At 74.3% G+C, this 25,364-nt stretch carries 21 protein-coding genes; 6 read left to right on the top strand and 15 right to left on the bottom strand.

Translation table 11 applies throughout. The features are described from left to right. Nucleotides 1-40: 40 nt before the first annotated feature. Genes EDF18_RS12590 through EDF18_RS12570 form a run of 5 tightly spaced genes read right to left on the bottom strand, consistent with a single transcriptional unit; the run spans nt 41 to nt 7,218 of the window. On the bottom strand, nt 41-1,753 hold the full coding sequence (locus tag EDF18_RS12590; RefSeq protein ID WP_123548104.1) for an ABC transporter ATP-binding protein: 1,713 nt from the start codon (nt 1,751-1,753) through the stop codon (nt 41-43). Continuing rightward, a complete protein-coding gene (locus EDF18_RS12585) occupies nt 1,737-3,710 on the bottom strand; it encodes a gamma-glutamyltransferase family protein (protein WP_123548103.1) in 1,974 nt (657 codons plus the stop codon). The genes EDF18_RS12590 and EDF18_RS12585 overlap by 17 nt, the downstream gene beginning before the upstream one ends. 5 nt (nt 3,711-3,715) lie before the next feature. Then, nucleotides 3,716-4,594 carry an ABC transporter permease gene (locus tag EDF18_RS12580; protein WP_123548102.1) on the bottom strand — a complete coding sequence of 293 codons (879 nt, stop codon included), beginning with the start codon at nt 4,592-4,594 and terminating at the stop codon, nt 3,716-3,718. Continuing rightward, nucleotides 4,594-5,547 (bottom strand): ABC transporter permease, encoded by a 954-nt coding sequence (locus EDF18_RS12575; RefSeq protein ID WP_123548101.1) that lies wholly within the window; start codon nt 5,545-5,547, stop codon nt 4,594-4,596. Before EDF18_RS12575 ends, EDF18_RS12580 begins: the two co-directional genes overlap by 1 nt. A 3-nt stretch (nt 5,548-5,550) precedes the next feature. Next, nucleotides 5,551-7,218, bottom strand: coding sequence for an ABC transporter substrate-binding protein (locus EDF18_RS12570; RefSeq protein ID WP_123548100.1), 1,668 nt, complete (start codon nt 7,216-7,218; stop codon nt 5,551-5,553). 247 nt (nt 7,219-7,465) lie between these two features. On the opposite strand from EDF18_RS12570, the gene EDF18_RS12565 reads away from it, so the two are divergent. Further along, nucleotides 7,466-7,957 carry a MarR family winged helix-turn-helix transcriptional regulator gene (locus EDF18_RS12565; RefSeq protein WP_123548099.1) on the top strand — a complete coding sequence of 164 codons (492 nt, stop codon included), beginning with the start codon at nt 7,466-7,468 and terminating at the stop codon, nt 7,955-7,957. 161 nt (nt 7,958-8,118) lie between these two features. Here the strand turns inward: EDF18_RS12565 and EDF18_RS12560 are convergent, their stop codons facing one another. The 4 genes from EDF18_RS12560 to EDF18_RS12545 form a co-directional block, all read right to left on the bottom strand. After that, nucleotides 8,119-8,799 carry an SDR family oxidoreductase gene (locus EDF18_RS12560; protein ID WP_123548098.1) on the bottom strand — a complete coding sequence of 227 codons (681 nt, stop codon included), beginning with the start codon at nt 8,797-8,799 and terminating at the stop codon, nt 8,119-8,121. Between the two features lie 164 nt (nt 8,800-8,963). After that, a complete protein-coding gene (locus EDF18_RS12555; RefSeq protein ID WP_369878336.1) occupies nt 8,964-9,848 on the bottom strand; it encodes an ABC transporter ATP-binding protein in 885 nt (294 codons plus the stop codon). Then, the gene (locus EDF18_RS12550) at nt 9,845-10,807 is read right to left on the bottom strand and encodes an iron chelate uptake ABC transporter family permease subunit (protein ID WP_233569122.1); all 963 of its coding nucleotides are present in this window, start codon (nt 10,805-10,807) and stop codon (nt 9,845-9,847) included. Before EDF18_RS12550 ends, EDF18_RS12555 begins: the two co-directional genes overlap by 4 nt. 98 nt (nt 10,808-10,905) lie before the next feature. Then, complete coding sequence (locus EDF18_RS12545; RefSeq protein WP_123548096.1) at nt 10,906-11,979, bottom strand: iron ABC transporter permease; 1,074 nt, start codon at nt 11,977-11,979, stop codon at nt 10,906-10,908. A gap of 82 nt (nt 11,980-12,061) precedes the next feature. Between EDF18_RS12545 and EDF18_RS12540 the strand changes: the two genes are divergently transcribed. Next, entirely contained in the window at nt 12,062-13,060 is a 999-nt protein-coding gene (locus EDF18_RS12540) for an iron-siderophore ABC transporter substrate-binding protein (protein WP_123548095.1), read from the top strand. A 14-nt stretch (nt 13,061-13,074) separates the two neighbouring features. Beyond that, complete coding sequence (locus tag EDF18_RS12535) at nt 13,075-13,965, top strand: siderophore-interacting protein (protein WP_123548094.1); 891 nt, start codon at nt 13,075-13,077, stop codon at nt 13,963-13,965. A gap of 428 nt (nt 13,966-14,393) precedes the next feature. On the opposite strand, the gene EDF18_RS12530 is transcribed toward EDF18_RS12535, so the two are convergent. From EDF18_RS12530 to EDF18_RS16370, 4 genes are all read right to left on the bottom strand, one after another. Continuing rightward, complete coding sequence (locus EDF18_RS12530) at nt 14,394-14,636, bottom strand: hypothetical protein (RefSeq protein WP_123548093.1); 243 nt, start codon at nt 14,634-14,636, stop codon at nt 14,394-14,396. A gap of 229 nt (nt 14,637-14,865) precedes the next feature. Beyond that, on the bottom strand, nt 14,866-15,459 hold the full coding sequence (locus EDF18_RS12525) for a MarR family winged helix-turn-helix transcriptional regulator (RefSeq protein ID WP_123548092.1): 594 nt from the start codon (nt 15,457-15,459) through the stop codon (nt 14,866-14,868). Nucleotides 15,460-15,579: 120 nt separating this feature from the next. Then, nucleotides 15,580-17,205 (bottom strand): ABC-F family ATP-binding cassette domain-containing protein, encoded by a 1,626-nt coding sequence (locus tag EDF18_RS12520; protein WP_123548091.1) that lies wholly within the window; start codon nt 17,203-17,205, stop codon nt 15,580-15,582. 367 nt (nt 17,206-17,572) lie between these two features. Further along, nucleotides 17,573-17,746 (bottom strand): hypothetical protein, encoded by a 174-nt coding sequence (locus EDF18_RS16370; RefSeq protein WP_158614674.1) that lies wholly within the window; start codon nt 17,744-17,746, stop codon nt 17,573-17,575. A gap of 123 nt (nt 17,747-17,869) precedes the next feature. Between EDF18_RS16370 and msrA the strand changes: the two genes are divergently transcribed. The 3 genes from msrA to EDF18_RS12505 all read left to right on the top strand — a co-directional run bounded on the left by msrA (nt 17,870) and on the right by EDF18_RS12505 (nt 23,574). Continuing rightward, entirely contained in the window at nt 17,870-18,427 is a 558-nt protein-coding gene (gene msrA / locus EDF18_RS12515) for a peptide-methionine (S)-S-oxide reductase MsrA (RefSeq protein WP_123548090.1), read from the top strand. 108 nt (nt 18,428-18,535) lie between these two features. Next, complete coding sequence (locus tag EDF18_RS12510; RefSeq protein WP_123548089.1) at nt 18,536-22,303, top strand: fibronectin type III domain-containing protein; 3,768 nt, start codon at nt 18,536-18,538, stop codon at nt 22,301-22,303. 62 nt (nt 22,304-22,365) lie between these two features. Next, nucleotides 22,366-23,574, top strand: coding sequence for a cysteine desulfurase-like protein (locus EDF18_RS12505; protein WP_123548088.1), 1,209 nt, complete (start codon nt 22,366-22,368; stop codon nt 23,572-23,574). Between the two features lie 103 nt (nt 23,575-23,677). Here EDF18_RS12505 and EDF18_RS12500 read toward each other — a convergent pair whose 3' ends face one another. Beyond that, nucleotides 23,678-24,244 carry a Rho termination factor N-terminal domain-containing protein gene (locus tag EDF18_RS12500; RefSeq protein WP_123548087.1) on the bottom strand — a complete coding sequence of 189 codons (567 nt, stop codon included), beginning with the start codon at nt 24,242-24,244 and terminating at the stop codon, nt 23,678-23,680. Between the two features lie 177 nt (nt 24,245-24,421). Then, nucleotides 24,422-25,333 (bottom strand): patatin-like phospholipase family protein, encoded by a 912-nt coding sequence (locus tag EDF18_RS12495; RefSeq protein ID WP_123548086.1) that lies wholly within the window; start codon nt 25,331-25,333, stop codon nt 24,422-24,424. Nucleotides 25,334-25,364 lie beyond the last annotated feature (31 nt).

The raw sequence follows: 25,364 nt of genomic DNA, 5'->3' as shown, positions 1-25,364 counted from the left end.
GCCGGGACGGGACGCGACGCGACCCGCCCGTCGGGCTCGGTCAGACAGCGAGGCTGGCACCGGGGATCGCTCCTAGGAGGTGGTGGGTGTACTCGTCCGTCGGGGCGAGGAACACGTCGTCGACGCTGCCCCGCTCGACGATGCGACCGCGTCGCATCACCACCACACTATGGGCGATCTGGCGCACCACGGCGAGGTCGTGCGTGATGAACAGGTAGCTGAGCCCGAGGCGGCCCTGCAGCTCGGCGAGCAGCTCGAGGATCTGCTCCTGCACGAGCACGTCGAGGGCCGAGACGGCCTCGTCGCAGATCAGCAGCTCAGGCTCGAGCGAGAGGGCCCGGGCGATCGCTACGCGCTGTCGCTGGCCGCCCGACAGCTCGTTCGGCCGGCTCTGCGCGACCGACCGGGGCAGGGCCACCTGGTCGAGCAGCTCGGCGACCCGGGCTCGTCGGCCGGCACGGTCTCCGACCCCGAAGATGCGCAGCGGCTCGTCGACCAGCCGCTCGACGCTGTAGGTGGGGTCGAGCGAGCCGTACGGGTCCTGGAACACGGGCTGCACGCGACGACGCAGGGCCCGGCGCGCGGCGCCGCGACTGGCCGTGATGCCCTCGCCGTCGATCAGGGCGGAGCCCGACGTGGCCGGCTCGATCCCCAGCACGATGCGCGACAGCGTCGTCTTTCCCGAGCCCGACTCGCCGACGACCGCGGTGGTCGTGCCGCGCGGGACCTCGAACGAGATGCCGTCGACGGCCCGCACGGTCTCGCCCCGGCGGCCCCGGAGGCGGTACTCCTTGACGAGGTCCGTCACGACCAGGATCGGGTCGGCCCGCGCCTCCTCGGCCCCCTGCTGCCCGTCGCCGACGGGCTCCTCGGCCCGGAGCGCCGCGGCGGCGGCCACCGTCGGCGCCGCGGCCACCAGGCGCTTGGTGTACTCGTGCTGCGGGTCGAGCAGGATCTGCCGGGGTGTGCCCTGCTCGACGACGCGGCCGTCGAGCATGACGACGATGCGGTCGGTCCGGTCGGCCGCGACGCCGAGGTCGTGCGTGATGAAGAGCAGCGACGTGCCGTGAGCGTCGACCAGCGTCTGCAGGTGGTCGAGGATCTGCCGCTGCACCGTCACGTCGAGCGCGCTCGTCGGCTCGTCGGCGATGAGCAGCTCGGGGTCGCGGGCGAGGGCCACGGCGATCAGCACGCGCTGGCGCATGCCGCCGGAGAACTCGTGCGGGTACTGGCCCGCCCGCCGGTCGGCCTCGGGGATGCCGGCCTCGGTCATCAGCTCGACGACGCGTCGGCCGACGGCGGCCCGGCCGCGCGCACCGCCCGCGCGCAGGGCGTCCGCGATCTGAGCCCCGACGGTCATCGAGGGGTTGAGGTTCGTCGACGGGTCCTGCGGCACGAGGCCGATGCGGGCGCCGCGCACCGACCGCATCCGCGCCTCGCCCGCCCCGGTCAGCTCGTCGCCGCCGAGGTGGACCGTGCCGCCCGTGACGTGCCCGGCACCGGGGAGCAGCTGCAGCACGGCCGCCACGACGGTCGACTTGCCCGAGCCGGACTGGCCGACGATCGCGACGCGCTCGCCACGCGCCACGTCGAGGTCGACCCCGTGCACGACGTCGCGGTCGCCGAACGCGACCCGCAGGCCGCGGACGGCGAGCAGGGGCGCGGCGGCAGGGCCCGAGCTGGTGCTGGTGCTGGTGCTGGTGCTCACGTCTGTCGTCGTGTTCCTGGTCGGCGTCTCAGCGTCCTGCGGCATAGGCCTGTGCTCCTCGGGGGTTGGCGGCGGCGCCCAGCACGCCGGTCTCGGGGTCTCGGGTGACGCTCGACAGCCGGCCGAGCGACCAGTCTCCCGAGCGGGTGACGACGTGGCCACGGGCCTCGAGGCCGGCGATCAGCTCGTCGCCGAGGCGGTCCTCGACGACGACGCCGCCCGGCGTCCAGGTGCGCGGCCAGAACGAGCCGGGGAACGAAGTCGTGTGCAGGGCCGGGGCGTCGATCGCCTGCTGCGGGGTCCAGCCGCCGACGATCGTGCGCAGCAGGTACAGCAGCTGCCACTGGTCCTGCTGGTCGCCGCCAGGCGAGCCGAGGGCGACCCGCGGCTGGCCGTCGCGCAGCACGAGCGTCGGCGTCAGCGTGGTGCGGGGGCGACGACCGGGCTCGAGGGTCGAGGCGGTGCCCTCCTCGAGCCAGCTCATCTGGAGGCGGCTGCCGAGGCAGAAGCCGAGCTCGGGGATCGTCGGGGACGACTGCAGCCAGCCGCCGGACGGCGTCGCCGAGACGACGTTGCCCCAGCGGTCGACCACGTCGATGTGGCAGGTGTCGCCACGGGTCTCGCCGGTCGGCGCGACGTCGGGCTCGGCACCCGGCTGACGGGCGTCGTCGGCGGGCACGGCGGTCGGGCCGGCGTCGGGGGCGGCCGGGGAGAACGAGCCGACGGTGGGCTCCCCCACGCCGGCGCCGGGGCCGGCCACCTCGTCGTCGGTGCGGAGCGTCGGGAGGCGGCCCGCGCCTCCTGCGCCCCCGGCGTCGCCCGGACGCAGCTCGTGCGACGCGGTCCGCCCGATGAGGGCACGACGCTCGGCGGCGTACTCCGCCGACAGCAGGCGGCCGAGCGGCACGTCGCGGTCGCCGTACCAGGCCTCGCGGTCGGCCATCGCGAGCTTGAGCGCCTCGACGATCGTGTGCGCACCCTCGACGGTCGAGGGGTCGAGCAGCTCGTCGGGCAGCGGATCGAGCATCGCCAGCACCTGCAGCAGGGCCGGGCCCTGCCCCCAGGCGCCGGTCTTCGCGACGACGTGGCCGCGGAACTCGACGGCCGTCGCCTCCTCGGTCGAGGCGCGGAAGGCCGCCAGGTCGGAGGCGCGCATCACCCCCGCGTGGTCGCCTCCCGTCGAGTGCCGGTGCGGCGTGCGCACGAAGGCGTCGATCGAGGTCGCGACGAGCCCCTCGGCCCACTCGGTGCGCGCGGCGTCGACACGGGCACGGCGGGCGGCCTCGGCGCGCGAGGAGCCGGGGCCGTCGGTGCCGTCGGGGCCGTCGGTGCCGGGCGTCCGCGGCGCGGGACCGGCCTCGGCGGCCGGCAGCGCGCCTCCTGCGGCCACGAGCCCGTCGAGCACCCGGGCGTACGCCTCGTTCACGACCATCTCGCCCGGCGCCGGCGGGGCGCCGTCGACGAGCCAGCGGTCGGCCGAGGTGGGCCAGTGCTCGGCGAACAGCGCGGCGACGGCGCCGATCGTCTCGGTCACCCGTGCGGTGATCGGGTGCCCGTCGCGGGCGTAGCCGATCGCGTAGGCGAGCACGTCGGCGAGCTCCCACGTGCCGTGGTCGCGGAGCAGGAGCAGCCACGCGTCGACCGCGCCGGGCACGGCCGCGGCGAGGGCGCCCGACCCCGGGACGAGGTCGAGTCCCTCGGCGCGGTAGTGCTCGACCGTCGCGCCGGCGGGCGCCGGCCCCTGCCCCATCAGGACGACGGGCCGGCCCGGCTCGTCGGCCGTCGCGAAGACCGCCGTCATGTCGCCGCCCGGCCCGTTGAGGTGCGGCTCGACGACGTGCAGCACGAACGCGCCGGCGACCGCCGCGTCGAACGCGTTGCCGCCGCGCTCGAGCACCGACTGGGCCGAGGCCGTCGCGAGCCAGTGCGTCGAGGCGGTCATGCCGAAGGTGCCTCGGAGGTCGGGCCGGGTGGTGAACGCGGGAGGTGCGGTGTAGGTCACGAAGATCAGGTCCGTTCGCGGGAGGTCGGGTCGAGGGCGTCGCGGAGCGCGTCGCCGACGAGGTTGAAGCCGAGGCAGATGACGGCGATGGCGAGGCCCGGGACGACGGCCGCGAACGGTGCGTTCGACAGGTACTGCTGCGCGTCGGAGAGCATGATGCCCAGACTGGCCGTCGGCGGCTGGATGCCGAGCCCCAGGAACGACAGCAGCGCCTCCCCGATGACCGCGACCGGCATGATGACCGTCGCCTGGACGATGATCGCCGAGACGCAGTTCGGCAGGACGTGGGCGAAGATCACCCGCAGGCCGGTCGCGTCCATGGTGCGGGCGCTCAGCACGAAGTCGGTCGAGCGGATGCGCATCGTCTCGCCGCGCACCACCCGGATCATGGTGGGGATCTGCGCGATGCCGAGGGCGACCACCGCGTTGCCGAGGCTCGGTCCGCTGATGGCGGCGAGCGCGACGGCGATGATGAGGAACGGGAACGCGAGCATCACGTCGGTCAGGCGCGACACGATCGCGTCCAGCCAGCGCCAGTAGCCCGCGATCAGCCCGAGCGGGGTGCCGACGACGACGGCCAGCACGACGCTGAGCACGCCGACGACGAGCGAGACGCGGATGCCGTAGACCGTGCGCGAGAGGATGTCGCGGCCGAGGTCGTCGGTGCCGAGCAGGTACCCGATCGTGCCGGGCAGCTGGAACGGGGCGTCGAAGTGCACCTCGGCCGGGCCGTACGGCGCGATGAGCGGGGCGGCGATCCCCGCGACGAGGACGACGAGCAGCATCACGCCGCCGGTCACGCCGAGCTTGTTGCGGCGCAGCTGGCCCCAGACGCGGCCCCGGTCGGAGCCGAGCTCGTGGGAGGTGGGCACGAGGACGGTCATCAGGAGGCTCCTCCGACTCGGATGCGCGGGTTGAGGACGCTGTAGAGCACGTCGACGACGAGGTTGATCAGGATGTAGCCGAGCGTGATGACGAGCACGACGGCCTGCACGACCGGGTAGTCGCGCGTGAAGACCGCGTCGAGGGTGAGCTTGCCGAAGCCCGGCAGGGCGAAGATGCGCTCGGTCACGACGGCGCCCGAGATCAGCCCGCCGAGCTGCAGGCCGACGATCGTCACGACGACGATCATCGAGTTGCGGAGCCCGTAGCGGAGCAGCACCCGGCCCCGTCCGAGGCCCTTGGCGCGGGCCGTGCGGACGTAGTCCGTCGTCATCGTCTCGATCATCGAGGCCCGCGTCTGCCGCATGATCACGGCGGCGAGGGAGGTGCCGAGGATGAGCGCCGGCAGGGTCAGGTGCACGAGCGCCTGCCACGGGTCCTCGGTGACGGGGACGTACCCGGAGGCGGGGAAGATGCCCAGCCCGACGGCCAGCCACAGGATGGCCAGGATGCCGAGCCAGAAGTTCGGCACGCTCAGGCCGACGAGGGCGGCGGCGTTGGCCATCCACTCGGGCCAGCGGCCGCGCCAGCGCTCGGCGACGACGCCCAGGGCGACGCCGACGAGCACGGCCACGACGATGGCGTACAGCGCGAGCCACAGGGTGACCGGCAGCGTCGCGCCGATCAGGTCGGCGACGGGGGTGCCGGTCCGGGTGGACTGGCCGAGGTCGCCCCGGAGGAACGCCCCGACGAAGCGGAGGTACTGCACGACGAGCGGGTCGTCGAGCCCGAGGTCGGCGCGGATGGCCGCGACCTGCTGCGGGCTGGCCTCCTCACCCGCCAGGGCGAGGGCAGGGTCGCCCGGCAGCTGCCGGACGCCGACGAAGACCACGACGGAGGCGAGCACGAGCGTCACCGCCGACTGCCACAGGCGGGTGAGGAGGTAGCGTGCCATGGCTCAGTCGGCCTCGACGAAGGCGGCGGTGCTGAGGCGCACGACGCCGTCGGCGAAGGTGGAGACGCCGGCGATGTCGTTCGACAGCGCGGTGAGGCTGCGCACGCGGTACAGCCAGATGATCGGCGAGTCCTCCTGCACCTTCTCGACGACCTGGCCGTAGAGCTCGGCCCGCTCGTCGACGTCGGTCGTCGACGCGGCGTCGCTGAGCAGCTCGTCCACCTCGTCGTCGCTGTAGCCGCTGTAGTTGTTGCCGGCGCCGGTCGACAGGAAGTTGAACATGTTGCCGTTCGGGTCGATTCGGCCCGACCAGCCGAGCTGCAGCGCCTCGAAGTCGCCCTCGGTCTGCACGTCGAGCAGCGTCGAGTACTCGACGGGGGTGATGGTCAGCTCGAAGCCGCCCTCGGCGACCTGGGCCTGCAGCGCCTGGGCGAAGCGCACGGTGTCCGGGTTGTTGCTCACCTGCATGTCGATCGCGAGGGGGGTCTCCACGCCCTCGTCCTCGAGCATCTGCACCGCCGCCTCCGGGTCGTAGTCGGGGCAGGCGTCGCTCGCGTCGGTGGCGAACGGGCTGCTCGGCGAGATCGGGGAGCAGGCAGGGTCGTAGAGGCCGCCGAAGACGGTCTTCACGAGCGCCTCACGGTCGATCGACATCGAGAGCGCCTGGCGCACCGCGGCGTTGCTCGCGAGCGGGCCGTCGAGCTGCACGGGCTCGGTGCCGATGCCGTCCTGGTTGCCGATGTTGACCGTCAGGCCCTGGTAGCCGAGGGAGCCGACCTCGAGCACGGTGAGGGAGTCGTCCTCCTTCAGCGTGCCGACGTCCTGCGTCGACATCGAGTCGGCGACCTGCACGTCGCCCGACTGCAGGTTCGCCGCACGGATGCTCGCGTCGGTGATGATGCGGTACGTGATCGTGTCGAAGTGGGCCGACTCGGCGTCGTAGTAGAGCGGGTCGCGCTCGACGGTGATCGAGGTCTGCGGCACGCGCTCGACGAACTTGTACGGGCCGACGCAGACGGGGGCGTCGCCGAACGCGTCGCCGGCCGAGGCGAGCGCCGTGGGCGACATCACCATGCCCGCACGGTCGGCGAGGGCCGCCGTCAGCGGGGCGAACGGCTCGGAGTAGGTGACCTCGACGGTCGCGTCGTCGACCGCCGAGATGCCGGTGATCGGGCCGAGCTCGCTGCGGCGTGACGAGTCGTCCTTGTCGAGGCCGCGCTGCAGGGTGCCGACGACCGCCTCCGCGTCGAGCGGGGTGCCGTCGGCGAAGACGGCGTCCGTGCGCACGGGGAACGTGACGGTGAGGCCGTCGTCGCTGACCTCGGGCAGCTCGGTGGCGAGCATCGGCACGATGGCGCCCTCGGCGTCGATGTCGTACAGCTTCTGGCACATCGTCTCCATCACGTAGCGCGTGTAGAGGGACGAGGAGGTGGTCGGGTCGAGCCGGTCGGGCTCGGCCGAGAGCGCCATGACGAGGTCGCCGCCCTCGACGATCGTCGCGTCGCCGATCGGCGCGGTCGAGATGTCCTCCCGGCTGCTCGTGGCGGCGGTGTCGGCCGTCTGGACCTGCTGGCACCCGGTCGCCACGAGGACGATGCCGAGGGCTGCGGCCGGCAGCGTGAGCGCGCGACGCCGGGCGGCAGATCGCGAGGAGAGCGAGGTCAGAGGCATGTGTGGTCCGATGCTCGGGTGCGGGAAGGAGTGGATTGAATGCAATCAGTCCCGATGACGCGATCTTGTATACAACTTGTTACGGACGTGTAAAACGTGCCCCGGACGAGGGTGGGCGACGCGGGTCGAGCGGGAGCTCACGAGGCAGGCCGCGCACGCCGCGAGGGCGCGCGCGGGGCGGCGTCGAGGCGACCCGCACCTTCGAGGGGCATGATCGGGTGTGCCCCCCGCCCGAGAGGACTGCTGCGTGAACACCAACGACGAGGTCGACCTGATCATCGACGCCTGGGCGCGCGTGCGGCCCGACATCGACTTCGCAGCGCTCGACGTCTTCTCGCGGCTGCGCCGCATCTCCCGACGACTCGACCGGGTGCGCGCCGAGGCGTTCCGACGCTCGGGCCTCGAGATCTGGGAGTTCGACGTGCTGTCGACCCTGCGCCGGGCCGGCGACCCCTTCGAGCTCAGCCCCAAGGACCTCGTCACGGCCACCATGGTCACGAGCGGCACGATGACGAACCGGCTCGACCGGCTCGTCGAGCGCAGCCTCGTCGAGCGCCGCGCCGACCCGCGCGACGGCCGCGCCGCCCTCATCCGCATCACCGAGGAGGGCGTCGACCTCGTCGACCGGGCCATGCTCGACCTGCTCGAGGCCGAGCACTCGCCGCTCGGGTCGCTGACACGTCAGCAGCGCGACCAGCTGGCCGACCTGCTGCGCGAGCTGGGCACCGGCTTCGCCTGATCCCTCGGACCGATGGCCGCGGCTGCACTGCACCGCTCTCCGGGGCCAGAGGCCGCAAACGGAGACAGATCCAAGCCTGACACGCCGTGCGGAAGGGGCTGCGTGGAGCCGTGCGGACGGATCACGCGCCAATTACGGGCCGGGCGCATGGGCAGGTGCGGTCAGAAACTGGTGCTGGGCAGGTCTTTCTCGCCGTCGACGATCGCCCGGACGATGCGGGCCGCGACCACGTCGGGGTCGAGCCCCGTCGGGAAGCTCGGCGCCTCGCCGGTGATCGGCCGCGTCGCGAGTCCGGTCTCCGTGTGCCCGGGTCGCGCGTCCACGAGGCGGACGCCGCGCCTCCTGAACTCGCGGGAGGCGGCGCTCACCCACGCGGCCAGGCCCGCCTTGGCAGCGGAGTACGCGGCCATGCCCGCGGTCGGCGACTCGGCCACGACTCCGCTGATCGTGACGGCGAACGGCTCACGCCCCGCGGCTGCGGACGCGGCGAGCGCCTCCGACGCGTCGCGCAGCAGGCGGACGGGTGCCAGCAGGTTCGTCTGGACCAGCTCGTCGAGAGCCTCGTCGCTGACGGCGTCGGCAGGTCCGAACCCGACGACGCCCGCTGCGACGACGACACCGTCGAGACGCCCGTGGGCCTGGAGCGCCGCGGCGACGAGCGACGCGCCGCCGCCCGGCTCGCGGAGGTCGGCGACGTAGGCGTCGGGCCCGGTGAGCTCTCCCCCGGCGCGTCCGGCCCGCACGACGACGGCCCCCTGGTCGGACAGCTGCGCGGCGATCCGGCTGCCGAGGCCGCCCGACGCCCCGGCGACGAGCACGACGGCTCCCTGCAGATCGGTCATGCCCGGAGCGTACGCGCGGCACCCGAGCACCCGCCCGGCCACGCCGCTGGGCCGTGCCCGAAGCCGCGATACGACGCAGAAGGGACAAACCGACGCGGGGCCCCGCGGCAGGTCGTCCCGTTCGCGGCGCTTCTCGACCCGCAGCGGCGCGGCCCGTCGCCGGGTCAGCGCCGCCGGCGCGGCACGACCAGGGGCGTCCCCGTCACGGGATCGGGCACCACGAGGCACGGCAGGTCGAAGACGTCCTCGACGAGCTCGGCCGTGAGCACGTCGGCCGGGGCACCGGTCGCGACCACCTCGCCGTCGCTCATGACGATCAGGTCCGTCGCGTAGCGCGCGGCCTGCGCGAGGTCGTGCAGCACGGCGACGACGGTCGTGCCCTGCTCGTGCAGCCGCGCGAAGAGGTCGAGCAGGTCGTACTGGTGAGCCATGTCGAGGTACGTGGTGGGCTCGTCGAGCAGCAGCACCGAGGTCTGCTGCGCGAGCGCCATCGCGACCCAGACGCGCTGCCGCTGTCCGCCCGAGAGCTCGTCGACCGGCACCTCGGCCAGGTCGACGAGGTCGGTCTCGGCGAGCGCGGTCGCGACGGCGGCCCGGTCGGCGTCCGACCACTGCCGGAACATGCCCTGGTGCGGGTACCGGCCCCGGGACACGAGCTCGCCCACGGTGATGCCCTCGGGTGCGGTCGACGACTGGGGCAGCAGGCCGACCGTGCGCGCCGCCTCCTTCGCGGGCACCCTGGCGAGGTCGCGTCCGTCGAGCAGCACGGCTCCGGAACGGGGGGCGAGGAGGCGCGAGAACGCCCGCAGGAGGGTCGACTTGCCGCAGGCGTTCGGCCCGACGATCACCGTGAACGAGCCGTCGCGGACCTCGGCGTCGATCGACGCCGAGACGGTGCGGCGGTCGTACGCCAGGTGCGCGGCTCGGGCGGCGAGCCGCGGCGTGGCGTCGGCGCGCGTGGCGCCGCCGGGTCTGGCGCCGGCAGGCGTGGCGCCGCCGCGCGGGACGGGGCCGGGCACGAGCGGGTCGGGCGTGACGGGGTCGGTCACCGGGTCCTCCGGGATTCTGCGACGAGCAGGCTGATCAGGTAGGCGCCGCCGATCACGAGCGTGACGAGGCCGACGGGCACGGGCGTGGTGGTGACGTGCTGGGCGACGACGTCGGCGACGAGCAGCAGCAGCCCGCCGACCAGCGCGGCGCCGAGCAGGGGGACCCCGGCCGAGCGCACGACCCGACGGGCGAGCTGGGGCGCGGCGAGCGCGACGAAGATGATCGGCCCCGTGCTGGCGGTGACGACCGCGGTCAGCGCGACGGCGAGCACCACGAGGGCGAGGCGCGTGCCCTCGGCGCGCAGGCCGTGGGCGCGGGCCGCGTCGTCGCCGAGCTCGAGCTGACGGAGGGGCCGTGCCAGGCCCGCGACGAGCACCGCCAGCACTGCGATCAGCGCAGCGCCCGGCAGCAGCTCCGACCAGCCGACGAGGGCCAGCGACCCGGCGCCCCAGAACGACGCGGACAGGGCCACCTCGGCCTGGGCCCGCAGCAGCAGCCAGCTGTTGACGGAGTGCAGCAGGGCCGTGACGGCGATGCCGACGATGATCAGCCGCAGCCCGTGCACCCCCTTGCGCCACGCGAGCAGGTACACGACGAGTGCCGTCGCGAGACCGCCGACGAGCGCGCCGAGAGCCGTGCCCACGGCGGAGGCAGCACCCGAGACGATCACGACGATGGCACCCGTGTAGGCCCCTGTCGAGAAGCCGATCACGTCGGGCGAGCCGAGGGGGTTGCGGGTCAGCGACTGGAACACCGCCCCGGAGGCGCCCAGCGCGGCCCCGAACACGAGTGCGGCGAGGACGCGCGGCAGCCGCCACTGCAGCACGATCGTCGACGCGAACCCGTCGCCGCCGAGCAGGGCGTGCAGCACCTCGGGCGGGCTGAGCGGGTAGTCGCCGAGGCCGAGCGCGAGCACCGCGACCACGAGGGCGACGATCGCGAGGGAGGCGGTGGCCACGGCACGACGACCGCGGGGCCGGAGGCGGCCGGGACCGAGGCCTGAGCCGGGACCGGGGTCGGAGCCTGAGCGGAGACGGCTCCGCAGGTCGAGGCCGCTCACCGAGCGCCGCCCGTGAGGCGGCGGGCGACGACGATCAGCACGGGTGCGCCGATCGCCGCGGTCACGAGGCCTGCGGCGAGTTCGCCCGGAGGCGCGACGACCCGACCCAGCACGTCGGCGATCAGCAGCAGCACGGGCCCCAGCAGGGCGCTCAGCCCGATCGTCCACGGCTGGCTGGCCCCGACGACGCCGCGGGCGGCGTGCGCGACCATGAGCCCCAGGAACGCGATCGGCCCGACCACGGCCGTCGCACCTCCTGCCAGGAGGGTCACGACGACGAGGGCGGCCACGCGCACGAGGGGCACCGAGACGCCCACGGACGAGGCGTGGTCGTCGCCGAGCGCCACCGCGTCGAGCGGGCGCGAGACCAGCAGCGCGAGCACGATGCCCGCCAGGACGAAGGGGGCGACGGTCGCGACCGGGCCCCAGCCGCGGTCGGCCAGCGAGCCCACCTCCCAGGCGCGGACGGCGTCGAAGCGACGCGGGTCGGCGAGCACGATGGAGGAGGTGATCCCGCTCAGCACGGCCCCCAGGGCGATGCCCGAGAGCGTCAGCCGAGCGGGGCTGCCGCCGGACCTGCCGGCTCCTCCGACGAGTGAGACCGTGACTGCGGCGAGGGCCGCACCGACGAACGAGAACCAGATCCAGCCGCTCGCGGCGGTGACCCCGGCGAAGCCGACGGCGATCGACACCGCGAACGCGCTGCCCGCCGTGACGCCGAGGATCCCGGGGTCGGCGAGGGGGTTCCGCGTGACCGCCTGCACCACGGCGCCCGCGACCCCGAGGCCCGCCCCGGCCACGAGGGCCGCCGCGGTGCGCGGCAGGCGCAGGTCGAGGACGGCGGCGACGTCGGCGGGCGCGACGCCGGCCGGGGCGGCGCCGCCCGGCAGCAGCCCGCCCAGCACCCGCACCACGTCGGCGAGCGCGACGGGACGGGCGCCGACGGCGAGGCTGAGGAGGAGCGCGACCGCCAGCAGGACAGCGGCGACGACGAGGCCCGCGACCCTCCGGCGGGTCCGGGCGGCGGCCCGCGGGGCCCGGACTGCTCCGGGCGGGGTGGTGGTCGCCATGCAGATGAGCTTAGGCTACCCTCACCTGGGACTCGCCCCGACGCGAGCCAGCACCCCGCCCCCGAGTCCCGAGGACACCCCCATGCGCTCCCGCGTCACCTTCGTCGCCGTCCTGGCCGCCACCTCCCTCGCCCTCGTCGGCTGCTCCGCCGGCGCCTCCGACGACACCGCCACCAGCGGCCCGAGCGTCGCGGCCGGCACGTTCCCCGCGAGCGTCGACACCAAGTTCGGCGAGGTCACGATCGACCAGCAGCCGAAGCGCGTCGTCGCCCTCGGCTGGGGCGACGCCGAGACCGCGCTCGCCCTCGGCGTGCAGCCGGTCGGCGCCTCCGACTGGCTGGCCTTCGGCGACGAGGCCGACGGCGTCGGCCCCTGGGCCCAGGGCCTCTACGACCAGTCGCCCGAGATCATCGGCACGCTCGAGCCCTCCTACGAGGCCATCGCGGCGCTCGAGCCCGACCTCATCCTCGACACCAAGGGCTCCGGCGACCAGGACCGGTACGACCGCCTCTCGAGCATCGCCCCGACCGTGGGCGTGCCCGAGGGCGGCGACAACTACCTCACCGACTTCGAGGACCAGCTCGACCTCGTCTCGACCGCCCTCGGCCTCGAGGACGAGGGCGACCGCCTCGTCGACGAGAGCGAGTCGGCCGTCGAGGCCGTCGCCCAGGCGCACCCCGAGTGGGACGGCCTCACCGTGACCGCCGCCACGAAGACCAGCGAGGGCTGGGGCGCCTACGTCGAGGGCAGCGAGCGCGTCGACCTGCTCGAGGAGCTCGGCTTCGAGCAGAACCCCGCCATCGCGGCCCTCACGCCGAACTCGGGCGGGTTCTCGGTGACGATCTCGTCCGAGCAGCTCGACGTGATCGACGCGGACGTGATCGTCGCGTTCCCGATCTACATCGCCACGACCGAGATCACCGACGACCCGCAGTGGAAGGCCGTGCCGGCCGTGCAGGCCGGTCACGACCTCGTCATCGACGGCGACGTCTCGGCCGCGTACTCGCTGAGCAGCGCGCTCTCGCGTCAGTACGCCCTCGACCAGCTCGTGCCGCTGCTCGAGACGGCGACCCAGAACTGACCGGGGAGTCCCGCGTGACCGACGCCGCCGCCTCCTCGGCACCCGCCCCCGCCGCGCCTGCTGCCCGGGCCGCCCGGCCGGTGCGTGCCCAGCACGTCTTCGTGGTCGAGCGGACCGAGCGCCTGTCACCGCACCTCGTGCGGGTCCATCTCGGCGGCGAAGCGTTCGACGGGTTCGTCGAGGCCGGGGCCGAGCGGCTGGCGGCCACCGACCGCTACGTCAAGCTGCTGCTGCCCCCGCGACCCGACCGGGGGCTGCAGCCGCCGTTCGACCTCGACGAGCTGCGCGGCCGCCTCGAGCCGGACGAGCTGCCGGTGCGGCGGACGTACACGATCCGCTCGGTGGACACCGCCGCGCGGACGATCGCCGTCGACTTCGTCGTGCACGGCGACGAGGGCGTCGCGGGGCCGTGGGCGCTCGCGGCCCGGCCCGGCGACCGGCTGCAGATGTCGAGCCCGGGCGGGCTCTGGTCGCCGTCCGACGACCCCGCCGTGTCCGACCTGCTGCTCGGCGACGACTCGGCGGTGCCCGCGATCGCCTCCGCGCTCGAGTCGATGGCGCCCGACGCCCGCGGGCTGGCGCTGATCGAGGTCGAGGGGCCCGACGACGAGCTCGTGCTCGCCCGACCCGACGGGGTCGAGCTCCGCTGGCTGCACCGTGCCAGCGCGCGTCCGGGCAGCGCACTGCTGGCGGCGCTCCGCGGCCTCGAGCCGCCCACGTCGCCGCTCCGCGTCTTCGCCCACGGCGAGCGAGGCGCCATGAAGGAGGCGCGGGTCGTCCTGCACGACACCTGGGGCCTCGAGCGATCGTCGCTGTCGCTCAGCGCCTACTGGGCGCTCGGCCGCGTCGAGGACGCGTTCCAGGCCGAGAAGCGCGAGCCCGTCGGCGCGCTCTTCGCCGACTGACGTCGGCGTCGACGCCCTGCGGGACCGCCGAGACCCTCCTGCGCACAGGAGGGCCTCGGCGGTTCTCGGGGGTCTCGACGTGACGCGACCGTCCGCGGGGCAGGGCCCTAGCGCGCGGTGGGCTCGCGCAGCACGCGACGGACGAGGTCGACGAGCGCCTCGGGCGGCAGGGCGGCCAGCTCGGCGGCGGTCACGCGGCGTCCTGGGCGGAGATCAGCGAGATGACGTCGATGGCCTCGGTCGCGACGGACAGGTGGTCGACGGCGGGGACGGGGGTGAACGATGACGGGGTCACGGTGGTGCCTCTCGGGTGAGGGGAGCTGAGGGGGCCGCCCTGCACCGGGGTGCGGGACAGGGCGAGTGCGTCGGGGTGCCGACTGCCGGACGGTGCCGGACGAGGAGGCGTCGCGGAGGGCGACGCCGCGGCGCTAGGTGCCGGGCGTGGCGAAGAAGTCGCCGTAGGTCAGCTCGGCCGTGACGACCGGGGCTGCGGGGCGTGACGCACGAGCGCCGCGCCGGTAGGAACCGATGCGCACGGGCACGGCGCCGGGAGCGGTGGTGTAGCTGCTCGCGCCGCGGGGGGCGAGCAGAGGGCGGGTGGCCGGCGCGGGCACCTCACGGACGTGGAGGAGCGGGCGGTCGGCGGTTCGGACAGGATCGATGATCGTCATGGGACACGGCCGTGATCTGAGGCGTAGCTGGCCTCGCGTCAACCGGGTGCACAGCGCCCCGCGAAGGACCACCAGGATGTTGGCGGCGTATCGGCGGAGGGCGCCGGAGGGGAAGATCCGGTACCCCGAAGCTATGCCCCGGCGAGGGCCCTACCTAATGCACGAAGCTAATCGCGCGAGGGACTTCGCAAAGCGGATAGGTCGCCACCGGGCCCTCCCCCGACCGGCCCTAGGAGGCGGCAGGCCCGGCGTCGAGGATCTCGGCGACGGCGTCGAGCAGCGTCGTCAACCGTGTCCGCTCCCTGGTCGAGAGGGTCGCGGCCAGCTCGGCGAGCGCCCGGTCCGCCTCCCGGGTGGCGTTCTCGAGGAGCTCGCAGGTGCTCGGCGTGAGGCTGAGGATGCGCTGCCGCCCGTCGGCCGGGTCGTCGGTGCGCAGCACGTGGCCCAGGGCGACGAGCCGGTCGACGATGATCGTGGCCGCCGCGCTCGTCACGCCGAGCTGATGCGCGATGTCCTTGGCGTGAGCGTTGGTGCCCTTCGCCTCGCAGTGCTGGATCAGCGTCACGGCGGCCAGGTCGTTGCCGCTCAGGTCGAGCTGCTGACGGAGCTGCAGGGCGAAGGCGATGTCGGCGTCGCGGACCCGGCGCATCCGGGCCAGGATCTCGCTTGCGGCGTCGGTCGGCGCTCGCTCCTCGAGCAGCGGCATGCCGGTGCCGACCACCTGGGCGTTCCGCAGGGCAGGTCGGGAGTCGGCCGGCCCCTCCTGCGAGGCGGGGTCCTCGAGCGGGAGGGTGTCGGGTGTGCGCGGTGCGGGGGTGGCCATGACGGCCTCGCTTCTGGGTGTCGGTGCTCGCGGGAGAGGAGTCTCCACGACAGACCTGACTGGCGCAGCGTCCTCAGTCAACACCCCCTGGGCTGCGGGCGCGGACAGGCGGAGGCCTGGCTAGGCCGCGCCGACCTCCAGCTCGCCGACGGCGGCGCCCTCCGCCCCGAACACGACCCGGCGGTTGCCGACCTTCTCGCTGAAGAACCGGTCGTGGCTGACCACGACGACCGCGCCCGGGAAGTGCACGAGCGCGCGCTCCATGACCTGCGTGCTCGCGAGGTCGAGGTGGTTCGTCGGCTCGTCGAGCAACAGCACGGAGGCGCCCGACAGCAGGCACTGCGCCATGGCCACGCGGGCCCGCTGGCCGCCGCTGAGCGCGCCGATCCGCTGCTTCACGTCGGCCTCCGAGAACTGGAACATCGTGAGGAACCGGCCGACCGACTTGCGCGTGGCCGTGAGCGCCAGGCTGTCCGGCATGGCGTTCACCGCGTGGGTCACCGTGTCCTGGTCGTCGAGGTCGGCGAGCACCTGGTCGTACGAGACGACCCGCGCACCGCCGGCCCAGTCGACACGCCCCCGGTCGGCCCGCTCCTCCCCCGCCAGCACGCGGAGCAGCGTGCTCTTGCCGCTGCCGTTCGAGCCCGAGACGACCATCCGGTCGCGGCGACGGAGCTCGAACGAGACGTCGTCGAAGAGCACGCGGTCGCCGTACGACTTGCCGAGCCCCTCGACGCGGCAGAGCACGTCCTTGACGTGCAGCCCGCCGTAGATCTCGGTGATGATCTGGTCGACCGGGCGCGGGGCGCGCTGCTTCTTGATCTTCGCGAGCTCCTTCGTGAGGCCTCCCGCGCCTCCTGCCTTCGCGGCCTTGGCGACCTTGACTGCCTCTCGCCGATCGGCGATGCCCTCGGACTCGAAGGCGAGCAGCTCGGACTCGTGCGCGAACTGGTGCTCGATCGTCTTCAGCCGGAACTGCTTCTGCACGACGTACTCGCCGAAGTCGCCGGGGTACTCGTGCAGGTGGAACGCCTCGACCTCGACGATGCGCGTGACGACCGCGTCGAGGAACTGCCGGTCGTGCGACACGACGACGGCGGCGCCCCGGAAGTCGCGGAACCACTGCTCGAGCCACTCGACGCCGGCCACGTCGAGGAAGTTCGTGGGCTCGTCGAGCAGGAGGACGTCGGGCTGCTCGAGCAGGATCTTCGCGAGCGCCGCCCGGTTGCGCCAGCCGCCGGACAGGTCGTCGATGGGCAGCGAGCGGTGCTCCTCGGTGAAGCCGAGCGTCGTGAGGGCCGTGTCGATGTGGCGCGGGTAGTCCCAGCCGTCCTGGCGGTCCATCTCGGCGAAGAGCTCGGCCTGGCGGTCGATCAGCCGGGTCAGCTCGTCGCCCTGGTCGGGGTCCACGGCCGCGACCGCGATGGCGGAGTCGATCTCGCCCAGCTCGGCCTCCATGGCGCGCACGCCCTCGAAGAGGCCCTGCAGCACCTCCGTGACCGTCGACGTCCCGTCGAGCTCGCTGAACTGCGAGAAGTAGCCGATGCGGGTGCCCGGCTCGACAGTGACGGTGCCCGTGTCGGGCTGCACCTGCTCGAGCACGAGCTTGAGCAGGGTCGACTTGCCCGAGCCGTTGCGTCCGATCAGGCCGACCCGGTCGCCCTGCTCGAGACGGAAGAAGGCCTCGCGCAACACGGGGGCGTTCTCGAAGCGGACGGACACGTCGTGCAGTCGGATGAGGCTCATCCGACGATCATCCCAGGGCGGGACGGGGCCGACGAGCCGAGGAGGCGCCCGTCGCGTCGACGAGGACGACTCACGACTGCGCGAAACGGACAGAGCCTGGCCCGGGCGTGTCGGGAGGAAATGCCTGGTCGCGCCGCATCGCTAGGGCGTCTAGGGATTTTCACGCCTCTGACCAGGGATTTTGCGATTGGTGATCTCGCTGGGGCCGTCGTACCGTGATCTCAGGCCGGGACGTCGTGAACCCCCGGTCAGGTGCCTCGCGGAGCGTCGATGAGCTTCACGGCAGGGCTGCGCTCCCGAGGCACCACTCCCGCGGGCGACCCGGTCGCTCTCCGCGGCGTCGGGCACGCGCGCGGCCGCGCCGCCCTCAGCGGCGGGGCGGGCGAGGCGTGCGGTACGGCGACTCGGCCGCGAGGCGGCCCTTCGACGCGGCGCGGCGCTCGAGTGCGGCCGACAGCACGGGCGTGACCAGGGCGATGAGGATCCCCACGATCACCACGACGGCGCCGAGGACGATCAGGGCGATGATGAAGGTCTCCATGCGTCGATCCTCGCGGGGCGGCCACGGAGGCGCAACCTCCGGGGCACAAGGTGCGCGGTGCGCACAGCCGGCTCTCGGCCCGGCCACACGGTGCTGTCGGACGTCGGGCGTAGATTCTCCACCATGAACGACATCGCACCCGACGCCTCCCCTGCCACCGGCACCACCACCGAGCGAGCGGTCCTCGCCGGCGGCTGCTTCTGGGGCGCGCAGCAGCTGCTCCGTCGTCGACCCGGCATCGTCTCGAGCCGTGTCGGCTACTCGGGCGGCCACACCCCGAACGCCACCTACCGCAACCACGCCGGACACGCCGAGGCCGTCGAGATCGTCTTCGACCCCTCGGTGATCAGCTACCGCGAGCTGCTCGAGTTCTTCTTCCAGATCCACGACCCGTCCACGAAGGACCGCCAGGGCAACGACATCGGCGACAGCTACCGTTCGGCGATCTTCTTCACGTCCGACGAGCAGCGCGCGACCGCGCTCGACACCATCTCCGACGTCGACGCCTCCGGCCTGTGGCCCGGCAAGGTCGTCACCGAGGTCGAGGCCGTGGGCGACTTCTGGGAGGCGGAGGAGGAGCACCAGGACTACCTGGAGAAGCTCCCCAACGGCTACACCTGCCACTTCGTGCGCCCGGGCTGGGTCCTGCCGAAGCGCGAGCAGGAGTCCGTCGCGAGCTAGCCGCCGCAGCCCCGAACGGGGTGCATACCCAGTGGTATCCAGCGATCTATCGTGAGGGTGCCCGCCGCCTCCCTGGGCGGCGGGCACCCTCACGACGGAGACCGACGGATGAACGATCTGCCCACGCCTGCCCCTCTGAGCACCTCGAGTCACGGTCGCCGACGCGGCGGACTGCACCGTCTGGCCCTCGCGCTCGTTGCTCTGACGGTCTTCAGCGGTCTCGTGGTGCCGAGCGTGGCCCTCGGCATCTCCGATCCGAGTTGCGCTTGCGGCGGCGGCGGTGGTGGCGGCGGCAGCAACTACGGCTACCTGACGGCCGCGCCCGGCACGGTGGGACAGCCCTACGATCACCAGATCCCGGCCTCGGCCAGCAGCCCGAACTCCACCTGGGCCACGGTGGACGCTCCGCCGCCTGGCCTGACCCTCTCGTCGACGGGCCGCATCACGGGCGTCCCGCAGAACGTGGGCTACGCGCAGTTCTCCGCCACCGCCTCGGACCCGACCTACGGCCAGGTCATCCAGTACCTCATCTCGTTCGACTTCGCCGCTCGCCCCGCGAGCGCCCCCCGGTCCGTCGTCGCGACGGCCACCGGCGCCGGGAGCATCGGCGTCACGTGGTCGCCGCCGGCCGACCTCGGCGGCCCGGCGCTCACGTCCTACCGGGTCACCTGGGACGGCGGCAGCGCCGACGTCGCCGCACCGGGCACCCAGCTCGACGTGACGGGCCTGACCACGGGCCGCAGCTACGTCGTCAGCGTCGCTGCCCTCAGCGCGGCCGGCACCGGCCCGTCGGCCTCGTCCGCGCCGACGACGCCCGCCGCTCCCCCGGCCGCCCCGACGGGCCTCACGGCCTCGGCCGGCGCGTCGTCCGCCTCGCTCTCGTGGGCGCCGTCGACCACGAACGGAACGCCGGTCACCGGCTACCTCGTCGAGCAGCAGCCCGCAGGAGGCGCGTGGGGCCCCTCGGCGCCCGCCCGCGTCACGGGCACGACGGCAGCCGTGACGGGGCTGACCGACGGCACGACGTACGCGTTCCGCGTCTCGGCGACCTCCGCGGCCGGTACGAGCCCGGCGAGCGGCACCGCCGACGCCCGGCCCGTCTCAGTGCCCCGTGCCCCGACGGTGACGGCGACCCCTCGGCCCACGTCGGACGTCGTCGTCCAGTGGACGGCCCCCGCCTCCGACGGCGGCTCGCCCGTGGTCTCGTGGCAGCTCGTGGTGTCCGAGACCGCATCCGGCGCGGTCGTCCAGCGCCAGGAGACCGTCCAGGGCACGACGAGCACCGTCGCCGGGCTCCGGCCGGGCACCTCGTACTCGTTCCTGGTCCAGGCGCGCAACGCACTCGGCCTGAGCGCGCCGGGCACCGCCACGGCGGTCCCGTACACGCTCCCCTCGGCTCCCGGCTCGCCCGTGGTCGTCCCCGGCGACGGCTCCCTCTCCCTCTCCTGGGCCCCGGCGGCGGACAACGGCTCTGCCGTGACCCGCTACGTCGTGGCGTGGTCCGACGGCGGACAGGAGCGGACGGTCGTCGTGACCGGCGCCTCCGTCGTGCTCGACGGGCTGCACAACGGCAGTCCGTACCGGGTCGTCGTCTCCGCTGAGAACCTGGCCGGCGAGGGCCCGCGGTCCTCGACGACCGGGACTCCCCGACGCGTCCCGGACGCGCCGCGATCGGTCGTCGCGGCGGCCGGCGACCGCACGGCGACGGTCTCGTGGACGGCCCCGGACTCCGACGGCGGCTCGCCGCTGACCGGCTGGCTGCTCGAGCACAGCACCGACGGCGGCACGAGCTGGACGCAGCAGCAGCTCGGTGCCTCCGTCACGACGTCGGTCCTCGCCGGACTCGACAACGGCGAGGAGACCCTCGTGCGCGTCACGGCCCGCAACGCCGCGGGCGACGGGGCCACGAGCCCGACCGTGGCCGTCGTGCCGTTCGGCGTGCCCGCGACGCCCGACGACGTGGTCGCCGTGCCCCTCGACCGGAGCGTCGCCCTCCGCTGGAGCGCGCCGGCCGACGGCGGGTCGGCCCTGCTCGCGTACGAGGTCGTCGTGACCGGTGCCGACGGGACCCGCTCGGTCTTCCCGGCGTCGTCGACCCGGACGACCGTCACGGGCCTGTCCAACGGCACGACCTACGACGTGACGGTCACCGCGCTGAACGAGCGCGGTCGGTCGGCCGCGTCCGCCGGCATCTCGACGACGCCGCGCACCGTCCCGTCGGCACCCGCCGACCTGACGGCGCAGCCCGGCCCGCGCTCGGTCGCCCTCACGTGGACCGTCCCCTCCGACGGCGGCTCCCCCGTCCAGGAATGGGTGGTCGAGGCGTCCACCGACCAGGGCTGGGCCCGCGTCGGCACGTCGCTGGTGCCCGGCACCGTCGTCCACGACCTCGTCGACGGCGTACGCGCCTCCTTCCGCGTGACCGCGGTGAACGCCGCCGGCGACTCCGAGGTCAGCGAGACCGTCGTGGCCACACCGCGGTCGGCGCCCTCCGCCCCGCTGGCCCTGACGGCGCTCCCGCAGGATCGCGGTGCGCTGCTGAGCTGGGCCGCCCCGGTCGACGACGGCGGCTCGCCCGTCACGTCGTGGCTCGTCGAGACCTCGACGGGCGACAGCGACTGGGCCCCGGCGGAGGTCTCGGGGACGGGTACCAGGCGGACGGTCTCAGGTCTCGTCAACGGCACGGCCGCCTCCTTCAGGGTCACCGCGGTCACCGAGGCTGGACCGGGCAGCGCCTCGGACGTCGTGTCGGCCACTCCCCGGACGACGCCCGGCGCACCTGCGAGCGCGGCGGCGACCGCCGGCGACCAGGTCGTCACGCTGACGTGGAGCGCCCCGGTCGACGACGGCGGCGACGCCGTCACGGGCTACCTCGTCGAACAGCGCGTCGACGGCGGCTGGGCGACCGTTCGCGGCACGGACGCGGAGACGACGGCGACGACCCTCACGGGGCTGCGCAACGGCACCGAGCAGGAGCTCCGCGTGCGGGCCGTGAACGCGGCGGGCCCGGGAGCCGCGTCGACCGTCGCTGCAGCGACGCCCCGGACAGTGCCGGAGGCCCCCGCCGGCCTCGCGCTCTCGCCCGGGGACGGCACGGTCGGCGCGACCTGGTCCGCCCCGGCGTGGGACGGCGGCGCGGCCGTCGCTCGGTACGAGGTCGAGGCCGCGGCGCCGGACGGCACCCTCGTGGCGGCCGGCGCGACGCGCCTCGCCGCCGTGCTGGAGGGTCTCGCGAACGGCACGCCCGTCGACGTCCGCGTCCGCGCCGTCAACGCGGCCGGCGCCGGCGCCTGGAGCACCGTCGCCACCTCCACGCCCTTCGTCTTCGCCCCGACCATCTCGCGGCCCGACGGCACCAGCCTCGAGGGGCGCACCGTCTCGGCCGGCGACCCGATCGTGTTCACGGCCGACCACCTCCCGGTCGGTGCCGCGGTCTCGCTCGAGCTGCACTCGGTGGTCCGCGTGCTCGCCGCCGGCGTCGTCGGGGCCGACGGCACGATCCGTCTCGAGGGGCGCATCCCCCAGGAGGCGGAGGCCGGCGAGCACCACCTGGTGGCGCTGCTCGACGGGGCAGGCACGACCATCGCGCCGGTGAGCGTCTCCGTCCGCATCGACCGCGTCGTGGACCCTGGCGCAGGTCGGCCCGGCCTCGGCGGGCTGCCTGCCGCCGGCGGACTCCCCGTGACGGTCGCCGGCCCCACGGCCGTCGTCCCGGCTCGTGCCGGGCTCGCACCCGTGCCGACCGCGTCGCGTCGATCCCTCGCGACGACCGGCGACGACGGCGCGCTGGCCGCCGTGGCCGGCGGGGTGCTGCTCGGCGCGCTGGGCACGCTGCTGCGTGTCCGCTCGTCGAGGCGGGGCCGCCCGCGAGGCTAGGCCGCGGCGCCGCGCGGGAGGGCGGCGACGGCGAGGGCACCGGCACCTGGTAAGCAGGGTGCATGCCCCTCGACGTCGCCGCCCTCCGCTCTGCCTACCCGTCCCTCTCCTCGGGCATCGCCCACTTCGACGGACCGGGCGGCACCCAGACGCCGCGTGTCGTCGGCGAGGCGATCCTCGCCGCGATGACGGGCCCCACGTCGATCCGCGGCACCAGCACCGCCTCCGAGCGCAACAGCGAGGCGACGGTCCAGGCCTTCCGCGCCGCCTACGCCGACTTCCTCGGGGTCCCGCCCGAGGGCGTCGTCCACGGCCGGAGCGCCACCCAGCTCACGTACGACTTCGCGCGCCACCTGTCGGCGTCCTGGGGTCCCGGCGACGAGGTCGTCGTCAGCCGGCTCGACCACGACGCGAACATCCGGCCGTGGGTCCAGGCGGCCGAGGCCGTCGGCGCGACCGTGAACTGGATCGAGCTCGACCCCGCGACGGGCGAGCTCGACCTCGAGTCGGCCGCCGCGGCGATCACCGACCGCACTCGCCTCGTCGCCGTGACCGCCGCCTCCAACCTGCTGGGCACGCAGCCGCCCGTCGCAGCGATCGCCGACCGGGCGCACGCCGTCGGCGCCCTGGTCTGGGTCGACGCGGTCCACTTCGCCGCGCACGAGCTCGTCGACCGGGTCGCGCTCGGCGCCGACTTCGTCGTCTGCTCGCCCTACAAGTTCGCCGGACCGCACTGCGGCGTGCTGGGTGCCGACCCCGAGCTGCTCGAGAGCATCCGGCCGGCGAAGCTGCTGCCGTCGACCGACGTGGTGCCCGAGCGCTTCGAGTTCGGCACGCTCCCCTACGAGCAGCTCGCCGGGGCGACGGCCGCCGTCGACTTCCTCGCCGCGATCGCTCCCGGCGACGCAACGGCGCGCAGGGAGGCGCTGGTCGCCTCCTTCGCGGCGGTGCACGAGCACGAGACGGCGCTGCGCGTCGCGCTGGAGGAGCGCCTCGCGCGGATGCCCGGCCTCACGGTCCGCTCGCGGGCGGCCCGACGGACGCCGACGCTCTACGTGACGATCGAGGGTCGCTCGATGCGCGAGCTCGCCGCACACCTCGCGACGCGGGACGTGCTCGCGCCGGCCGGGCACTTCTACGCGATCGAGGCGTGGCGGGCGATGGGCCTCGACGACGACACGACCGGGCTCCGCATCGGCCTCGCGCCGTACACGGACCAGACCGACGTCGACCGGCTCGTCGCCGGCGTCGAGGAGTTCATCGCCGCCTGAGCCGTGCCGACGACGGCGAGCCGGCATGAACTGCCCTGCGGGCCGAGCCCGTCAGCAGTTCGCGCGGGTTCAGCGCCCGTCGGCCGGACGGCGGGCTCGGGAGCTAGGCCTGGAGCTTCTCGATCAGCTGGGCCTTCGTGAGGCGCGAGACGCCGGTGACGCCCTTGTCGGTGGCGAGCTGACGCAGCGAGACGAGAGTCTGGGCGTGCAGGTCGACGTGCGCCTCGGAGCCGTCGTGCGCCGTGACCGTGGTCTCGTCGGCGTGCGGCAGCGGGGGCGTGTAGGCAGCGCCCGGGCCCTTCGGCGCGCTCGTCGTGGGGACGACGGACTTCTGCGCGACCTCGGCCTCGACCTGCTCGTGCGACTTCGTGGGCTTCGGGGCAGGGGTGGCGGTGGTCTCCGAGGAGGCGGTCGGCGCCTCCTTCGAGGAGCCCTGCGACGCGCTCTTCGTCGCGCTCTTGACGGCCTTCTTCGTCGCCTTCTCGGCGTCCTTGATCTTCTTCGCCGCGGTGTCGAGGGCGTCCTCGGCCGAGCCGCGCGCCTTCTTCGCCTTCTTGGCGCCGTCGGCCTTGGCGAGCGTCTTCACGCCCTTGCGCGCGTCGGCGACGGCGTCGAGAGCGGAGTCGAGCGCCGCGGTCGCGGCCTTCTGGAGCTTCTTCGTGCTGGCCACGGGGCCTCCTCGGTTCGGGTGCGGGATCGACCTCAGCCTGGCACTGGTCCAGCCGGGCTGCAGCCCGCTCGGAGGCGTCTCCCAGTCAGCACGAAGCACCCCGGAGTGGACCGAACACCCCCGAACGACGGGGTGCATGGTCCGCTGCGGGGTGCGTGGCGGCCGGCTCCGGCCCGCTCAGGCGCCGGTGGCGGAGCCGGCCCAGAACTCGCGGACCGCCTCGACGACGCCCTCGGCCTGACGGCGCCCGGCCTCGGCGGCGGGGCCGCGGTTCGCGCTCGACAGCGAGTTGGCGCCGAACGCGGCGAGGCTCTCAGCGTCCGCCTCGATGACGAACACCGGCCGGTCGGCGCCCATCCGGGTCGAGACGACGCCGGGCAGGGTCGGTCCGAGCGGGGACTGCGCGAGCTCTGGCCCGCACGAGAGGACGAGCACGCGCTCGGCCGCGTCGGCCACGTCGGCGTTGGTGCCCGAGCGGATGCCGCCGTCCATGGTCGGCCGTCCGTCGACCTCGACGGTCGGCCAGACGAGCGGGACCGAGCAGCTGGCTGCGACGGCCACGTGCAGGGGCACGCCGGAGGCGGCGGTCAGCACCCGGAACTCGCCGTCGGTCGCGTCCACGGTGCAGATCGCGAGCTGCCCCTCCGGCCAGGCGGCATCCGCGCCGAAGCGTTCGCGCATCGTCGTGACGAGTTCGGGCTCATCGCCGGTGACGGGCACCTGCCGGGCCAGTGCGCCCAGCCGGGCCCGCGCCTCCTCGGCGTTCGTCGCGCCCTGGATCGCCTGGCCGATGCGCTGCATGAAGTCCTCGCCGTCGAGCGCGACCTCGGGGGTCGCGCCGGCGGGCACGAGCTGCTCGGCGTACGCATCGGCGATGCCGCTCCCGCCGAGGCGGAGGGTCGTCCCGACGACCGAGCCCGCGGAGGTGCCGACGACGAGGTCCGCGTCGCCCAGCGGGATGCCTGCCTCGAGCAGGCGGGCGAGCACGCCGAGCTCCCACGCGATGCCGGTGATGCCGCCGCCGCCGAGGACGACGGCGGTGCGGGGTCCGGCCGGGGCCGGGGAGGTGGTGGGGGCAGTGTCGGTCATGGGACCTCCTGGTGAGCGTGGTGGGAACCGG

The organism is Frigoribacterium sp. PhB107 (genome assembly GCF_003751515.1).
GTDB lineage: Bacteria > Actinomycetota > Actinomycetes > Actinomycetales > Microbacteriaceae > Frigoribacterium.
This window is presented reverse-complemented; position numbering and strand designations above follow the sequence as displayed.

Coding starts and splice junctions, on each gene's coding strand:
- EDF18_RS12520 (WP_123548091.1), bottom strand. CDS start 17,205: ATGAGCCTCATCCGACTGCACGACGTGTCCGTCCGCTTCGAGAACGCC.
- EDF18_RS12510 (WP_123548089.1), top strand. CDS start 18,536: ATGAACGATCTGCCCACGCCTGCCCCTCTGAGCACCTCGAGTCACGGT.
- EDF18_RS12560 (WP_123548098.1), bottom strand. CDS start 8,799: ATGACCGATCTGCAGGGAGCCGTCGTGCTCGTCGCCGGGGCGTCGGGC.
- EDF18_RS12530 (WP_123548093.1), bottom strand. CDS start 14,636: ATGACGATCATCGATCCTGTCCGAACCGCCGACCGCCCGCTCCTCCAC.
- EDF18_RS12570 (WP_123548100.1), bottom strand. CDS start 7,218: ATGCCTCTGACCTCGCTCTCCTCGCGATCTGCCGCCCGGCGTCGCGCG.
- EDF18_RS12540 (WP_123548095.1), top strand. CDS start 12,062: ATGCGCTCCCGCGTCACCTTCGTCGCCGTCCTGGCCGCCACCTCCCTC.
- EDF18_RS16370 (WP_158614674.1), bottom strand. CDS start 17,746: ATGGAGACCTTCATCATCGCCCTGATCGTCCTCGGCGCCGTCGTGGTG.
- EDF18_RS12590 (WP_123548104.1), bottom strand. CDS start 1,753: ATGCCGCAGGACGCTGAGACGCCGACCAGGAACACGACGACAGACGTG.
- EDF18_RS12505 (WP_123548088.1), top strand. CDS start 22,366: ATGCCCCTCGACGTCGCCGCCCTCCGCTCTGCCTACCCGTCCCTCTCC.
- EDF18_RS12580 (WP_123548102.1), bottom strand. CDS start 4,594: ATGACCGTCCTCGTGCCCACCTCCCACGAGCTCGGCTCCGACCGGGGC.
- msrA (WP_123548090.1), top strand. CDS start 17,870: ATGAACGACATCGCACCCGACGCCTCCCCTGCCACCGGCACCACCACC.
- EDF18_RS12575 (WP_123548101.1), bottom strand. CDS start 5,547: ATGGCACGCTACCTCCTCACCCGCCTGTGGCAGTCGGCGGTGACGCTC.
- EDF18_RS12495 (WP_123548086.1), bottom strand. CDS start 25,333: ATGACCGACACTGCCCCCACCACCTCCCCGGCCCCGGCCGGACCCCGC.
- EDF18_RS12525 (WP_123548092.1), bottom strand. CDS start 15,459: ATGGCCACCCCCGCACCGCGCACACCCGACACCCTCCCGCTCGAGGAC.
- EDF18_RS12545 (WP_123548096.1), bottom strand. CDS start 11,979: ATGGCGACCACCACCCCGCCCGGAGCAGTCCGGGCCCCGCGGGCCGCC.